Here is a 14,973-nt window from a genome sequence, read left to right on the forward strand (position 1 = left end):
GTGGAAGCGAAGTCATAACCGGCATATATGTACGCATTTGCAGGGCGGTTCAGGAAGATTGGCCGAGGATGGCGCGCCGGTAGACAGTTGCCAGCACGCGCTCCTCGTAGCGCGCCAGCGACGAGTCGCGGCCCGGGTTGGCCGCTGGATCGCGCGCGCTGCCCCCGGCCAGCACCACGATGCCGTTGCCACGAGCGCGATCCATGGCCAGGATCGAACGCAGGCCATAGGCGTCGCCCAGGTGGCCGACCGCGTCGAAGCCCGGCGTCAGCCACATCCCGGGGCGATCGGGATAATGGGCATTGCCCAGCCCGCGCGGGCTGAGGATGCTGCCCAGCGGATTGCCGTTGCCGCCGGCGCCATCGTAGGACCAGTGGCGCGCGAACATCCGCTCCACGGTCGCTTGCTGCAGCAGGCGCTGGCCCTGGTGGACGCCGCCCGTCGTCAAGAAGCGCATGACGACACCGAGATCGCGCGCCGAGATGCGCAGGCCGCCGGTCGGGCTGAACGGGGTGGCATTGGTGCCCGGGACGTAGCCTGCCAGGCCCGGCGGCGGCTGGATGCCGGGGGCGTCGACCTGCGCGACCCAGGGCCCGTCGGGGCGCCACTCTTCGCTGTCGACCGCGCGCTTGCGGTAGATCGTGGCCAGCCGGTCTTGCGCCGCCTGCGGCAGTGCCGACGGGTTGTAGCCGGCCTGCAGGCCGAGCGGCTGCAACAGCAGGCGCGCCATCAGGCGGTCGAAGCGCTCGCCGGTCACGCGCTCCATGATCGTGCCGATCAGGCCGAAGCCCAGGTTGCAGTAGGTGTAGTAGCCGCCGTCGGGGCCGGCGATATTGGCCCAGGCGGGTTGCACGTCCTTCAGCGCAGTCGTGGCCGGCCAGAAGTAGCCGCCGTCGTCGCGCAGCGACGAGGTGTGCAGCAGCAGGTGGCGCAGGGTGATCGCCTGCGCCGGGAAATGCGGATTGCGCAGCTCGAAGCCGAGGTAGCCCGAGACGTCGGCCCCCAGGTCGACCTTGCCGCCCTCATGCAGGCGCATCAGGCCGAGCGTGGTGACCAGCTTCGAGATCGAGGCGATGCGGAACAAGGTGTCGGGCGTGGCCGGGCGGTCGGGGAAGGCGCCATTGCCGATCGTGCGGCGCCCGAACGCGCCTTCATACACCGGCTGGCCGGCGCGCAGGGCCACTACCGACAGGCTGGCCAGCGGAAAGGAGGGATCGTCGACGATGGCGGCCAGCTCGGCGTCGAGCGTGGCCGCCGCGCCGCCGGGCCCTGGGGGCATCGCCGCGAACAGCGGTTCCATCGCGCCCAGCATGAGCATGCCGAGCAGGGATCGCCTGCCGTGATTCATTCCATTCCTTTTTTTATTGAGTTTGCCGGATCAGGATACGGACAGCGCGAAACCCTTGCCTAATGAATAGCCGTGGGGAAGTCATAACTCTTTTGTATTGGTCTCAAGTGGTATGCTTCCACGGTATGAACACCCCCGGTCCCGGATTCCAGGTCAACCTGGACGATAACTCTCCCCTGTACATGCAGCTGGCGCGCAAGCTGGCGCAGGACGTGCGCGACGGCCGCTACCAGGCCGACCAGGCGCTGCCCTCCGAGCGCATGCTGTCCGAGCAGCTCGACGTTTCGCGCGTCACGGCGCGCAAGGCGATCGACCAGCTGGTCGAGCAGGGCCTGGTGGTGCGGCGCCGCGGTTCGGGTAATTACATCGCGCCGCGCATCGAGCAGCCGCTGTCCAATCTGTCGAGCTTTTCCGAGCAGTTGCAGCAGCGCGGCTATACCCCGCGCTCGGAATGGCTGCGCCGTGAAGTGGTCGTGGCCGACGCCGACCAGCAGCTGTCGCTCGGTCTCTCGCCAGGCGCGCGCGTGGCGCGCCTGGAACGCCTGCGCCTGGCCGACGACATCGTCATGGCCTATGAAGTCAGCGTGATCCCGGCCACGGTGCTGCCGCGCCCGGACGGCGTAGCGGCCTCGCTCTACGCCCACCTCGGCAAGACCGGCCACATGCCGGTGCGCGCGCTGCAGCACATCCGCGCCATGAATGCCGATGCCGAACTGGCGGCGCGGCTGGCCGTGCCCGAAGGCCGCGCGGTGCTGTTCATCACCCGCATCGGCTACCTGGAGTCGGGCGAGCCGGTCGAGCTGACCCATTCCTACTGCCGCAGCGACCATTACGACTTCGTGGCCGAGCTCAGGAGACCTGCATAACTTCCCGGCATGGCGGCGGCCGATCCTTTCATGGGATGGCTTGCCGAATTGGTATTACACTGGTTTTATCAAACTTGCGACTGCAGAGACGGCGATGCTCAATACCGAAACCCCTTCCCAGGCGCATGCCGCCCTCGACCAGTACCCGACCGTCGAACTGGTGAACGTCTTCGTCGACGACCAGTTCCAGGCCGTCGAGGCGGTGCGCAAAGCCGCGCCGCGCATCGCCGCCGCCGTCACCGCCGCGCTGCCGCGCATGGAAGCGGGCGGACGCCTGATCTACGTCGGCGCCGGCACCTCGGGCCGCCTCGGGGTGCTCGACAGCGTCGAGCTGTACCCGACCTTCTCCTGGCCGCACGGGCGCGCGGTGGCGCTACTGGCCGGCGGCAGCGATGCGATGTTCGTCGCGGTCGAAGGGGCGGAAGACGATTTCGAGCAGGGCGGCGCCGACCTGCGCGGCGTGAACGTGGGGCCGGACGACGTGGTGCTGGCGATTGCCGCATCCGGCGGCACGCCCTATGTGCTGGGGGCGATCCAGGCCGCGCGCGCCGTCGGCGCGCTGACGGTGGGCTTTGCCAACAACCCGGATGCGCCGGTTACGCAGCAAGCCGAGATCGGCGTCACCCTGGACACCGGCCCCGAAGTCGTCTCGGGCAGCACGCGCCTGAAGGCCGGCACCTCGCAGAAGATCGCGCTGAACACCTTCTCGAGCGCGCTGATGGTCCGTTTGAACAAGGTCTACGGCAACCTGATGGTAGACTTGAAGGCTACCAATGCCAAACTGGTCAAGCGCGCGATCCGCCTCACCAGCTTCGCCACCGGCGCTGACGAGGAAGCCGCGCGGGCGGTGCTGGAGCAATGCGGATTCCACGTCAAGACCGCCATCGTGGCCTTGTCCAAGCAAACCAGTGTCGAGCAGGCGCAGGCGCTGCTGGAAGCGGCGCGCGGCAGCGTGCGCCAGGCGCTCGCCTGAGCGCGCCTTCCCGGCCCCCAGCCCTCACGGCACAAAAAAAGTTGTCGCACAACTGAGAGACATGCAGAAACCGCAAGCAAACCGCCCGTGGCTGTGGGTGCCGTCCCTGTACTTCGCCCAGGCCATTCCCTATGTCGTGGTGATGAACCTGACCGTCATCATGTACAAGGACATGGGGATCTCGAATTCCGACATCGCCTTCTATACCAGCCTGCTGTACCTGCCGTGGGTGATCAAGCCGCTGTGGTCGCCCATCGTCGACATGTTCGGCACCAAGCGCCGCTGGACCGTGCTGCTGCAGGTGGCGGTCGGCGCCTCGCTGGTCGCGGTCGGCACGGTATTGCATACGCCCGCCTTCTTCGCCGTAAGCCTGGCCGTCATGTGGATCATGGCGTTCAGCTCGGCCACCCACGATATCTCGGCCGACGGTTTCTACATGCTGGGCCTGCGCCAGCAGCAGCAGGCCGCCTTCGTCGGCGTGCGCAGCACCTTCTATCGCCTCGCGACCCTGGTCGGACAAGGCCCGCTGGTGGTGCTGGCCGGTTACCTGGCGGTCAGCCTGGGCGACGTCAAGCAAGCCTGGGCGATCGTGTTCTACGTGCTGGCCGCGATCTTCTTCGCCGCCTTCGCCTGGCACCAGTTCGTGCTGCCGACCCCGCCTGACGACAAGGCCGTCCCATCCAGCAATAACCCGCTGCGCGACTTCTTCGGCACCTTCGCCGCCTTCTTCAAGAAGCGCGACATCTGGATGATCGTCGCCTTCATCCTGACTTTCCGCCTGGGCGAGGCCCAGTTGCTGAAACTCGTGGCGCCGTTCCTGAAAGACCCGGTCAGCGAAGGCGGCCTGGGGCTCACCACCGCCGAATATGGCATCGCCTACGGCACGGTCGGCATCATCGCCCTGACCCTGGGCGGCCTGGCCGGCGGCTGGCTGATCTCGCGCCTGGGGCTAAAGCGCTGCCTGTGGCTGATGGTGTTCGCGATCCACCTGCCAGACCTGGTGTTCGTGTACCTGTCGCAGACCCAGCCGACCGACCTGGTGACGGTGTCGGCCTTCCTGGCGCTCGAGCAGTTCGGCTACGGCTTCGGCTTTACCGCGATGATGATGTATATGATCATGGTGGCTGACGGTCCCAATAAAACTGCGCACTACGCGATCTGCACCGGCCTGATGGCGCTGGGCATGATGGTGCCGGGCATGTGGAGCGGCGACCTGCAAGAGTATCTCGGCTACAAGCACTTCTTCATCTGGACCTGCCTGGCGACGGTCCCCGCCTTCATCGTGGCGGCGCTGGTGAAGATCGATCCCGGGTTCGGGAAAAAATAAGGGCCATGGTCGACGCACCGGTGCGCCTGACATCGCTCGACGCCTTCCGCGGCTTCACCATCGCCGCGATGGTGCTCGTGAATAATCCGGGCGACTGGAGCCACCTGCATGCGCAGCTCGCGCATGCGGCCTGGCATGGCTGGACGTTCACCGACACGATCTTCCCGTTCTTCCTGTTCATCGGCGGCGTCGCGATGGCGCTGTCGCTGGGCCGCCTGGCCGCGGCTGGCGCCGATAAACCGCAACTGCTCGTCAAGCTCGCCAAACGCGCCTTTCTCATCTTCCTGATCGGCTTCCTGCTCAACCTGATCCCGCGTTTCGACTTCGAGACCGTGCGCATTCCCGGCGTGCTGCAGCGGATTGCGCTGTGCACGCTGCTGGCGGCGCCGCTGGTGGTCTACCTGACCTGGCGCGGCCAGGCGCTCGCCATTCTTGTGCTGCTGGCGCTGTACAGCGTGTCGATGCTGGCCGTGCCGGTTCCCGGCATCGGCGCCGGTGTGCTCGCGCCGGGCCAGGACTTCGGCGCCTGGATCGACCGCACGCTGATGGATGGCCACCTGTGGGTGCAGGCGAAGACCTGGGACCCGGAAGGCCTGGTCTCGACCCTGCCGGCCATGTGCAGCCTGCTGTTCGGGGCGCTGGCCGGCCGGCTGCTGTTGTCGCGACTGGCGCGCGGCGAGCAGGTCGTGTGGCTGATGCTGGCGGGCCTGGCCTGCCTGGCGCTGGGTTCCACCCTGGACGCCATCCTCATGCCGATCAATAAAAGCCTGTGGACGCCGTCGTACTGCCTGTTGATGACCGGCTGGGCGCTGCTGGCCTTCGGCGCCAGCTACTGGCTGCTCGATGCCGCGCCATCATCAGCACTGCGCGAACGCATGGCGCGCCTCTGCACGCCCTTCGTCATCTATGGCATGAACGCGCTGTTCATCTTCGCTTTATCCGGCCTGGTCGCCAAGATGCTCGGCTTTATCAAGTTCACCCAAGCGGATGGCATCCAGCTCGCGCTCGGCCGACTCCTGTACGCGCCAATCGCGGCGCTGCCGCTGGACCCACGCAACACCTCATTACTGTACGCCATCGCCTTCAATGCCTGCATGTTCGCCATCGCCTGGTGGATGTGGCGGCGGCGCTGGTTCGTCAAAGTCTGAACAGGATACAAGGAGCCATTTTGCTTCCCAATATGAACAAACGCGCTTTCACGCTCGGCCTGGCCAGCGCCTTCGCCCTCGGCGGCCTGCTCGCCGGCTGCGGCACCAAGCCGCTCACCCGCACCGTGCCGGTCGCGGAAACCAGTGGCGGCGACGATCCGCCGGCCGCGCCGCGCGAGCTGCGCGCGGCCTGGGTTTCGACCGTCGCCAATATCGACTGGCCGAGCAAACCCGGCCTGACCTCGGCCAGGCAGCAGCAAGAGGCCATCGCCATCCTCGACCGCGCCAAGGCACTGAACCTTAATGCCATCGTGCTGCAGGTGCGCCCGTCGGCCGACGCGATCTATCCATCGAAGATCGAGCCCTGGACCGAGTACCTGAGCGGCGCGCAGGGCAAGGGGCCGCAGCCGGCCTACGATCCGCTGAAATTCTGGATCGACCAGGCGCATGCGCGCGGCCTCGAGCTGCATGCCTGGTTCAACCCCTATCGCGCGCGCATGGATGCGGCGCGTTCGCAATCGGCGCCGAACCACATCACCAATGCCAATCCCGACGTCGTCAAGCGCTATGGCAAGTTCATGTGGATGGACCCGGGCGAGCCGGCGGCCGCCAAGCAGACCATGGACGTGATCCTCGACGTCGTGCGCCGCTACGACATCGACGGCGTGCACATCGACGATTACTTCTATCCCTACCCGATCGAGGCCACGCCGGCGGTGGCCGGCAATGCCGCGGCGCTGGACGGGCGCACCGCCAAGGCCGAACTGGACTTCCCGGACGATCCGGCCTGGCAGCGTTATCTGACCAGCGGCGGCCAGCTCGAGCGCGCCGACTGGCGCCGCGACAATGTGAATCGGCTGATCGAGGCCATGTACAAGGGTATCCACGCCGAGAAGAGCTGGGTGCGCTTCGGCATCAGTCCCTTCGGCCTGGGCCGCCCGGATCGCCGTCCGCCCGGCATCGTTGGCTTCTCGCAATACGACAAGCTGTACGCCGACGCCGAGCTGTGGCTCGAGAAGGGTTGGCTCGACTACTTCGTGCCGCAGCTGTACTGGCCGATCAAGGGGCCGGCCCAGGCCTATGACGTGCTGCTCGATTACTGGATCGGCCAGAACCCGATGGGCCGCCACATCTGGCCCGGCCTGTTCACCAGCCGCATCGGCGCGCCGACCCGCGACTACCAGCCCGACGAAGTGCTGCAGCAGGTCAGCGTGACCCGTTCGCGTCCGCGCGCCACCGGCCACATCCACTTCAGCATGGTGGCCCTGATGCAGAACCGCAAGGGCATCAGCGACCAGCTGCGCGCGAGCCGCTACACGGGCCAGGCGCTGGTGCCGGCCACGCCGTGGCTGGGCAGCGCGCGTCCCGGTACGCCCGCGATCAAGGCCACGCGCGGGGCGAAATCGGTCGACCTGAGCCTGAAGGCGGGCAAGGGCAATGCGCTGTACGCGATCTGGGCCCGCCACGGCGGCGAATGGCGCTTTGCCGTGGCGCCGGCCGCGCGCGCGACCTGGACGGTGTCGGACGACGACCGCCTCGGCCCGGCCGAGATCGTCGTGGTGAGCGCGGTCGACCGCCTCGGCAACGAGGGTGAGCGCGTGCGTGTGTGGTCGAAACCATAATGCAGGTAGCATCCCGGTATGCCGACTGATCGAGACAATTTGCGCAAGGCAGGCTTTGGACCCGGCCTGGGCATCGACGCCGGCGGCACCCAGACCCGCTGGGCGCTGGCGGCGCCGGGCGGCGCCATCCTGGCCGAGGGCATGGTCGCCGGGCTGTCGGCCTTGCAGATGGCCACGCCCCACGGCCGCGAAGCCGTGCGCACCACCTTCGAGGAGCTGGCGGCGGCGGTATTGCAGTACGCGAATCCGGTGCGGGTGCAGGCTGGCCTGACGGGCTTTGGCGGCGACGGCGAACTGCTGCAGGGCTGGCTGGCGGCACTGCTCGGGGTGGCGCCGAGCGCGGTCGTCCTGTGCAACGACATCGAGATCGCCTACCGCGCCAGCTTCGCGCCGGGAGAGGGCTACCTGGTGTATGCCGGCACCGGCTCGATCGGCGCCTTCATCGACGAACAGCATGTCTTCCACCGCGCCGGCGGCCGCGGCGTGGTGCTGGACGATGGCGGCGGCGGCTTCTGGATCGCGCGCGAGGCGCTGCGCCATATCTGGCGCAACGAAGACGAACGGCCCGGCTGCTGGCAGGATTCGCCGATGGCGCACGCCGTGTTCGAGCACATCGGCGGCGCGGACTGGGCCCAGTCGCGCCAGTTCATCTATCACAGCGAGCGCGGGACGGTCGGCAAGCTGGCGCTGGCCGTCGCCGCCAGCGCTGACCGCGATCCGGCGGCGCATGCCATCCTGGTCGACGCGGGCCGCGAACTGGCGCGCCTGGCGTCGGCGCTGATTGCGCGCTTCGGTCTGCGCCCCGTGGCGCTGGCCGGCCGCGCCGCCGAGCTGCATCCCGTCATCGCCGAGACCATGCGTGCGGCGCTGCCTGCCGCTACCGCCTTCAGCCGCACCGGCATGCGCGCCCACCACGCCGCCGCACGGCTGGCGCTGGCCTGAACAACAAGAACCCACCGAGGAGAACACCATGAAATCGATCGCCGCCTTACTTGCCCTGACCGTGCTGGCGGGCTGCTCCACCACCCCGCGCTACGACACCACTTATGACGCGAAAGGCCAGTCGAGCCGGGCGCGCTTCCTGGTGCTGCACTACACGGTGGCCAACACGCCAGCCTCGATCAAGATCCTGACCGAGAAAGAGGTCAGCTCGCACTACCTGCTGACCGACGAGGCGACGCCCAGGATCTACCGCCTGGTCGACGAGAACCGCTCGGCATGGCATGCGGGTAACTCGAGCTGGAAGAACTACACCCAGCTGAACAACAGCTCGATCGGCATCGAGATCGTCAACGCCGGCTGGAAAGATACGCCAACGGGCCGCGTCTACGCGCCGTTTCCGCAGTCGCAGGTCGACGCCCTGGTCCCGCTGGTGAAGGACATCGTCCAGCGCCACGGCATCGCACCCGAGAACGTGCTGGGCCACAGCGATATCGCGCCCTTGAGGAAGCAAGACCCGGGTCCGCAATTCCCGTGGCAGCGCCTGGCGCAAGAGGGCCTGGTCTTGTGGCCCGACGCCACCCGCGTGGCGGCCGTGCGCCCCGCCTTCGATGCCCTGCTGCCCGACGTCGCCTGGTTCCAGCGCAAGCTGGCCATGCATGGTTTCGGCCTGGTGCAGAGCGGCGTATACGATGAAGCGACCCGCACCACCCTGGCCGCCTTCCAGATGAAATACCGCCCGCTCGATATCGCCGGCAATCCGGACGCCGAGACGGCCTCGCTGCTGGAAGTGCTGACCACGCCGGCCGGCACGCCGCCGCCGCCGATGCCGGTCATCCCGGCGGTGCCGGCGCAGCCGCAGCCGCAGCCATGGCCGCCGGCACCGGCCCCGACGCCAGTGCCAATGCCAGTACCGGCGCCCGTACCGGCCCCGGAGCCGCTGCCGGGTGCGCTGGAAAACATCCCGCCGACCGCGCCGGTGCCGTCGCCGGTGCCCGCCACGCCGCCGGTGAACACGCCGTGACCCATCGCCGTACAGCAATTTTCGCTGTATCCTTCGCCAATCCGCCCTGTGCGTATGCGGGGCGGGTTTTTACTGAAGGGTAAAGCAATGCGTCTGCGTCATATCGAGGTGTTCCACGCCATCATGCAAGTCGGCACCATCAGCGGCGCCGCCCAGGTGCTGCATATCTCCCAGCCGGCGGTGACCAAGGTACTGCAGCATGCCGAGCTGCAGCTGGGCATGCCGCTGTTCGAGCGGGTGCGCGGCAAGCTGTATCCCAAGCCCGAGGCGCACCGCCTGTTCGCCGAAACCGAGAAACTGAACCGCGACCTGCAGGGCATCCGGCGCCTGGCCGCGAGCCTCAAGGGCCGCGCGGTCGAGACCGTGCGCCTGGTGTCGACGCCGACCATCGCGGTCAGTGTGCTGCCGGTCGGAATGACGGCCTGGCGCCGCGACTTTCCCGAGACCCGTTGCGAACTGGCCACACATCACACCAGCGAAATCGTCAACGCGCTGCGCCTGGGCGAAGCCGACCTCGCCCTGTCGCTGCAGGATCCGCGCCACCCCGGCATCGTGGCCGAGCCGATCGCCCACGGCTTGCTGACCGTGGTCGCCCCGAGCGGCACCTGGAGCGCAGAAGAATGCAAGAGGCCGATCTCGGCCGAAGACCTGAGCGGCGAACTGATCGGCCTGGCCGACCGCGATCCGCTGGGCGAGATGGTGGTGGCGGCCTGCGAGGCGCAGGGCGTGCAGCCGGTGTTTCGCACCGTGGTGCAGACTTACCAGATCGCCCGCTCGCTGGTCGAAGCCGGCGCCGGCACGGCGATCCTCGATCCCTTCACAGCCGCCTCGGCCGCGCCCAACAAGGTGCAGTGCCGCCAGTGGTCGCCGTCGATCCCGGTGCACCTGTACCTGCTCACCGCCAGCCATTCGCCCTTGTCGCACGGGGCGCGCGAGCTGGCCAACTGCATCGGCGCGACCGCGCGCGCCTGTCTTGAAACCACGTAAATGAACCTTACCCTCGCCAGCGAGGACATCGCCGCCAGCCCGGATTTCCGCCATTTGAACAGCATCGCCGGCATCCGGGTCGACCTGCGCTATGCCACGCCCAACAACTTCGTCGGGCGCGACCTGTATTCGCCGTATGACTGCGCCTGGTTGCACGTCGAAGCAGCGGCGGCGCTGGAACGCGTGGTGGCCTGGCTGGCGTCGCGCCGCCCCGACCTGACGCCGCTGGTGCTCGACGCACTGCGTCCCCAGCGCGTGCAGCAGCAATTGTGGGATGCGCTCGAGGGCACCGAGCTGCGGCTGTACCTCGCCAATCCGGTGCGCGGCTCGATCCATTCGTATGGGATGGCGCTCGACCTCACCCTGGTCGATGCCGACGGCGTCGAACTGGACATGGGCACCGGCTTCGACGACATGACCGAGCTGTCGCACCCGGCGCTCGAAGAGGGCTTCGTGCTGGCCGGTGAGCTCAGCGAACAGCAGCTGGCCAACCGCCGCCTGCTGCGCGAAGCGATGCTGCAGGCGGGCTTCCTGGGCATCAATACCGAGTGGTGGCACTTCGACTGCGGCGACCGCGAGCTGGTGCGCCGCACGTTCCGGCGGGTGCTATAGCCGCATAAGACCGGTCATCGGTCCGGTGCGCCCGCCAGCTCGATCGATTCGACCCGGTTGCGGCCGTGGCGCTTGGCCACGTACAGCTGCCGGTCGGCGGCCAGGATCAGGTCGGGCAGGGTGATGCCCAGCCCGGGACGGGAGAAATCGAAGGCCGCCACGCCGAAGCTGGCGCTGGTCGGCACCGGTTCGCCGTCGACGGTCGTATTGCTGGCGGCGAAGGCGGCGCGCATGCGCGCGGCCAGCGCCACGCCGCCCGCCAGGCCGGTTTCGGGCAGGATCAGCAAAAATTCCTCGCCGCCGTAGCGCACCACCGCATCGACGCCCTGGCGCGTCATCCCCAGCAGCAGGGCGGCGAAGCCCTGGATCACGGTATCGCCCTGGTGGTGGCCGAAGGTGTCGTTGATGTGCTTGAAATGGTCGATATCGCACAGCACGACCGACACCGGATGGCCGAAGCGCCGCGCCCGCGCCAGCTCGGCGCCGAGCAGGTGGTCGTTCAGGTAATGGCGGTTGTAGCAGCCGGTGAGCTGGTCGCGCTCGGCCAGCCGCTTCAGTTGCGTCTGGAGGCGGAATTCCTCGCGCGCCACCCGGTTGAAGCGGCGCGCCGCCAGGATGCCGAAGGTATTGATCATCGCCAGCAGCATGCCCATCGTGAGCAGGTCGGCCATCGGGCGCGGCGGCAGCATGAAGTGCACCAGCGCCAGGAACACGATCACGCCGCCGGTCGCGATGGCGGTGGCATAGGCCAGCCGGTTCGGGATATACAGGTAGATCACGACCTGGATCACCACCATCGACAGCGCATGCCAGTGCACCTCGTTCGGGCGCGCCAGCGCGACCACCATGAAGCACAGCAGTGACAGGAATTCGGCGCTCGAGGCGGCCAGCCGCGTGCCTGCTACCGTCAGCGGACGGCGATAGGCCAGCCAGGCCCCGGTGCCGCCGATGAGCGCGACGCCCAGGCGCGCGGGGAGGGTATCACGCAGCGCGGCGTCCAGCCCAAGTGCCGCGATATCGGTCAGGAAGAACAGCTGGAAGAAGATGACGCAGAACAGCAGCGTGAAGCCGAGCAGCGAGCGTGTGCGCGGCAACTGGCTGGTCAGGAATTCGGTCTCGTCCGCGGTGCGCGCGAATTCTCCGGTCAGTGGGTGGAATTTCATGAATGATCAGGACGGCCAATCTCGACGGTCGGCATCGCGTCCTGGGGAGGCGGAAACCGGGAGCGTGGGACACGCGCCTGGCCGCTATTGTGTCAGCTTTTGCTATCGAAAACTAACGAATTATAGTAATTCGACAGTTACCTTGTCTCGATAGCAATATTCGCCTGTACATTCCCGGGTCAGGGCGCGAGCGGCGCCGTTGCCGCCGGCGCGCCGGAGCGCGCCACCCAATCCACCAGCGTATCGAGCACCGCGCGCCCGCGGCCATTGCCGCTTTGCTCGCTATTGATCATCGCCACGAATACGCAAGACACGCCGTTCGCGTCCGGCACATAGCCGGCCAGCGCCGTCACATTGCGCAGGCTGCCGGTCTTGAGGCGCGCGCGGCCGGCGGCGGGGCTGTCCTGCAGGCGGCGGCGCATGGTGCCGTCGACCGCGCCGATCGGGATGCTGGCCTGGAATTCCGGCGCCCACGGGCTGTGCAGGCCGGCCTGCAGCAGCCGCGCCATCTGCCGGGCGCTGATGCGTTCGATGCGCGACAGGCCCGAGCCATTGTCGATCACGAAGCCGGTGTCGTCGACCTGCCGCTCGCGCAGCCAGCCGCGCACGGCGGCGTCGGCGCGTGCGAAGGTCGATTCTTCGGCCAGCGGCAGCGCCAGGCTGCCCGCGACCGGATCGGCCTGCAGGCTGCCCAGGCTCAGGAACAGGGTGCGCGCCAGCGCATTGTCGGACGGTTTGTTGATGTCGCGGACCAGCTCGGGCAACTGGCGCGACACATGGGCCGCGAGCAGGCGCGCATCGGGCGGCGTGGCGCCGGTGATGGTGCGGCCGCTCAGCACGCCGCCGCCGTCGCTCCAGGCCTGGCGCACGAGGCGGCCGACATAATCGTCGCGATCCAGCACATTGACGCCATAGCTGCGGTTGCAGTTCTTTGGGAAGGTGCCGCGCAAGACCACCTTGATGCGGCCATCGGGCTCGCGCCGCGTCTCGGGCAGCTTCCAGCCGTTTTCCCATTGCGGGCATTCGGCATCGACCAGCATCATCTCGGACGTCACCGAGACCCGTTCCAGTTCCGGATGCATGCGCAGCTGCAGGGTTGACGCGGTCGAGCGCATGTCGAGCTGCAGCATGTTCTTGTTGACCAGCAGGGCGTCGGGAATCACGTTGTAATACGCTTCCGGCGATTCGTCGAAGGGCGGCAGGCCGACATCGATCCGCGCCGGCTGGAACAAGCCACGGTCGAGCACCAGGTCGCCCTCGATGCGCCGGATCCCGTCGTAGCGCAGCGCGCGCAGCATGTCGGCGATATGTTCGCCCGAGAGGTCGGCATCGGCGCCGCCCTTCAGGTACAGGCTTCCGCGCAGTACGCCGTCCTCGACCTGGCCCGCGGTGCGCAGTTCGGTGCGGCCGCGGAAGGCGGGCCCCAGGCGCTCCAGGCCGACCAGGGTCGTCACCAGCTTCATGGTCGATGCCGGCTGCATCGGCAGGCCGGCCCGGTGTTCCAGCACGGTGGCGTCGCCGCGCAGCACCAGCACCCCGATCTCGTCCTGCGCGATGCCGTTCTGCTGCAACGCCTGGGCCACCGCTTGCGGCAGCTGGGCGTGGGCGAACGCGATGCTCGAAAAGAGGGCGAGGGCGAGTGCTGGACGTCGGAGCATGCTGTTCCTTTAACCGAAGAAGAGATAGGCGACGAAGATGGCCGCGACGATGCCGATCAGGTCGGCCAGCAGGCCATAGCTGACCGCATAGCGGGTCTTGCGGATGCCGACCGACCCGAAATACAGGGCGATGATGTAGAAGGTGGTGTCCGATGCGCCTTGCAGCACGCTCGCCAGGCGGCCGACGAAGGAATCGACGCCATAGGTGTTGATCGCATCGATCATCATGGCGCGCGCGCCGCTGCCCGAGAGCGACTTCATGAGCGCGGTCGGCAGCGCGCCGACGAAATCGGTCTGCAGGCCGAGGGCGCCGAATACCCAGGCGAAGCCACTCACGATCAAGCCGAGGATGCCCGAATTGCGCACCACGCTGATGGCGACGATCATGCCGACCAGGTAGGGGATGATCTTGATCGCGGTCTCCACGCCGCCCTTGGCCCCTTCGATGAAGGCGTCGAACACGTTGACCTTCTTGACCAGGGCCCCGGTCATGAAGGCGGCGATCACCGAGAACAGCACCATGTTGGCGACCACGGTCGACACCAGCTGGATCTGCTCCTTGTCCAGGAAATACGTGAAGCTGAACACCATCGAGGCGATCAGCGCGGCGGTGCCGCCGATCCAGGCGAACACCACCGGGTCGAGCATATTGATGCGCTGGCGGATGCCCACCGCGATGATGCTGAAGATGGTGGCGGTATAGGTCGCGATCAGGGTCGGGATGAAGATATCGGCCGGATTGGCGGCGCCCAGCACCGCGCGCTGGGCCATGACGGCCAGCGGGATGATGGTCAGGCCCGAGGTCTGGATCACCAGGAACATCAGCTGGGCGTCGCTGGCCTCGTCCTTCTTCGGATTGATCGACTGCAGGCTCTCCATCGCCTTCAGGCCGAACGGGGTGGCTGCGTTGTCCAGGCCCAGCATATTGGCCGAGAAGTTCATCACCATATGGCCGTTGGCCGGGTGATCCTTCGGCACGCCGGGGAAGATGCGCGAGAAGAAGGGCGCGATCACGCGCGCGAACAGATTGATGGCGCCGGCCTTTTCGCCGACATTCATGATCCCGAGCCAGAAGGTCATCACGCCGGCCAGCGGCAGGGCGATGTCCATCACGGCCATCTTGGCCGAGTCGAAAGTGCCGTCGATGATGCGCTTGAAAATCTCGGTATCGCCGAGGAACAGCCACTGGAACAGCGCTGCGAGGAAGCCGACAAGGAAGAAGCCTGTCCAGATGTAATTGAGTGCCATGTAGTAGGTCGCTGCTGGGTATCGCACGATTGTGCAGCGGTAAATGGCTAAGGGCAAG

13 protein-coding genes are annotated in these 14,973 nt (G+C 67.3%); 9 read left to right on the forward strand and 4 right to left on the reverse strand.

Annotation, left to right across the window (positions count from 1 at the left end):
• Positions 1-49: 49 nt before the first annotated feature.
• Positions 50-1,348 carry a serine hydrolase gene (locus tag E8M83_RS07545; protein ID WP_137172731.1) on the reverse strand — a complete coding sequence of 433 codons (1,299 nt, stop codon included), beginning with the start codon at positions 1,346-1,348 and terminating at the stop codon, positions 50-52.
• 125 nt (positions 1,349-1,473) lie between these two features.
• On the opposite strand from E8M83_RS07545, the gene E8M83_RS07550 reads away from it, so the two are divergent.
• The 9 genes from E8M83_RS07550 (at position 1,474) to E8M83_RS07590 (ending at position 10,846) form a co-directional block, all read left to right on the forward strand.
• On the forward strand, positions 1,474-2,214 hold the full coding sequence (locus E8M83_RS07550) for a GntR family transcriptional regulator (protein ID WP_137172732.1): 741 nt from the start codon (positions 1,474-1,476) through the stop codon (positions 2,212-2,214).
• Between the two features lie 94 nt (positions 2,215-2,308).
• Positions 2,309-3,187 carry an N-acetylmuramic acid 6-phosphate etherase gene (gene murQ, locus E8M83_RS07555; RefSeq protein WP_137172733.1) on the forward strand — a complete coding sequence of 293 codons (879 nt, stop codon included), beginning with the start codon at positions 2,309-2,311 and terminating at the stop codon, positions 3,185-3,187.
• Positions 3,188-3,248: 61 nt separating this feature from the next.
• Complete coding sequence (locus E8M83_RS07560) at positions 3,249-4,514, forward strand: MFS transporter (protein WP_137172734.1); 1,266 nt, start codon at positions 3,249-3,251, stop codon at positions 4,512-4,514.
• A 5-nt stretch (positions 4,515-4,519) separates the two neighbouring features.
• Positions 4,520-5,662, forward strand: a complete 1,143-nt coding sequence (locus E8M83_RS07565; protein WP_137172735.1) for an acyltransferase family protein — start codon at positions 4,520-4,522, stop codon at positions 5,660-5,662.
• A 32-nt stretch (positions 5,663-5,694) separates the two neighbouring features.
• On the forward strand, positions 5,695-7,284 hold the full coding sequence (locus tag E8M83_RS07570; RefSeq protein WP_229491448.1) for a glycoside hydrolase family 10 protein: 1,590 nt from the start codon (positions 5,695-5,697) through the stop codon (positions 7,282-7,284).
• Between the two features lie 18 nt (positions 7,285-7,302).
• On the forward strand, positions 7,303-8,226 hold the full coding sequence (locus E8M83_RS07575) for an N-acetylglucosamine kinase (RefSeq protein ID WP_137172737.1): 924 nt from the start codon (positions 7,303-7,305) through the stop codon (positions 8,224-8,226).
• Between the two features lie 28 nt (positions 8,227-8,254).
• Positions 8,255-9,247 (forward strand): N-acetylmuramoyl-L-alanine amidase, encoded by a 993-nt coding sequence (locus tag E8M83_RS07580; RefSeq protein WP_137172738.1) that lies wholly within the window; start codon positions 8,255-8,257, stop codon positions 9,245-9,247.
• 87 nt (positions 9,248-9,334) lie between these two features.
• Entirely contained in the window at positions 9,335-10,234 is a 900-nt protein-coding gene (locus tag E8M83_RS07585; protein ID WP_137172739.1) for a LysR family transcriptional regulator, read from the forward strand.
• Complete coding sequence (locus tag E8M83_RS07590; RefSeq protein WP_137172740.1) at positions 10,235-10,846, forward strand: M15 family metallopeptidase; 612 nt, start codon at positions 10,235-10,237, stop codon at positions 10,844-10,846.
• A gap of 14 nt (positions 10,847-10,860) precedes the next feature.
• Here the strand turns inward: E8M83_RS07590 and E8M83_RS07595 are convergent, their stop codons facing one another.
• From E8M83_RS07595 to E8M83_RS07605, 3 genes are all read right to left on the reverse strand, one after another.
• A complete protein-coding gene (locus E8M83_RS07595) occupies positions 10,861-12,009 on the reverse strand; it encodes a GGDEF domain-containing protein (RefSeq protein WP_137172741.1) in 1,149 nt (382 codons plus the stop codon).
• Positions 12,010-12,188: 179 nt separating this feature from the next.
• A complete protein-coding gene (gene dacB / locus E8M83_RS07600) occupies positions 12,189-13,667 on the reverse strand; it encodes a D-alanyl-D-alanine carboxypeptidase/D-alanyl-D-alanine-endopeptidase (RefSeq protein WP_137172742.1) in 1,479 nt (492 codons plus the stop codon).
• 9 nt (positions 13,668-13,676) lie between these two features.
• Entirely contained in the window at positions 13,677-14,915 is a 1,239-nt protein-coding gene (locus tag E8M83_RS07605) for a nucleoside recognition domain-containing protein (RefSeq protein WP_137172743.1), read from the reverse strand.
• Positions 14,916-14,973: the final 58 nt, after the last annotated feature.

It is taken from the genome of Massilia sp. HP4 (assembly GCF_005222695.1).
Classification (GTDB): domain Bacteria; phylum Pseudomonadota; class Gammaproteobacteria; order Burkholderiales; family Burkholderiaceae_D; genus Telluria.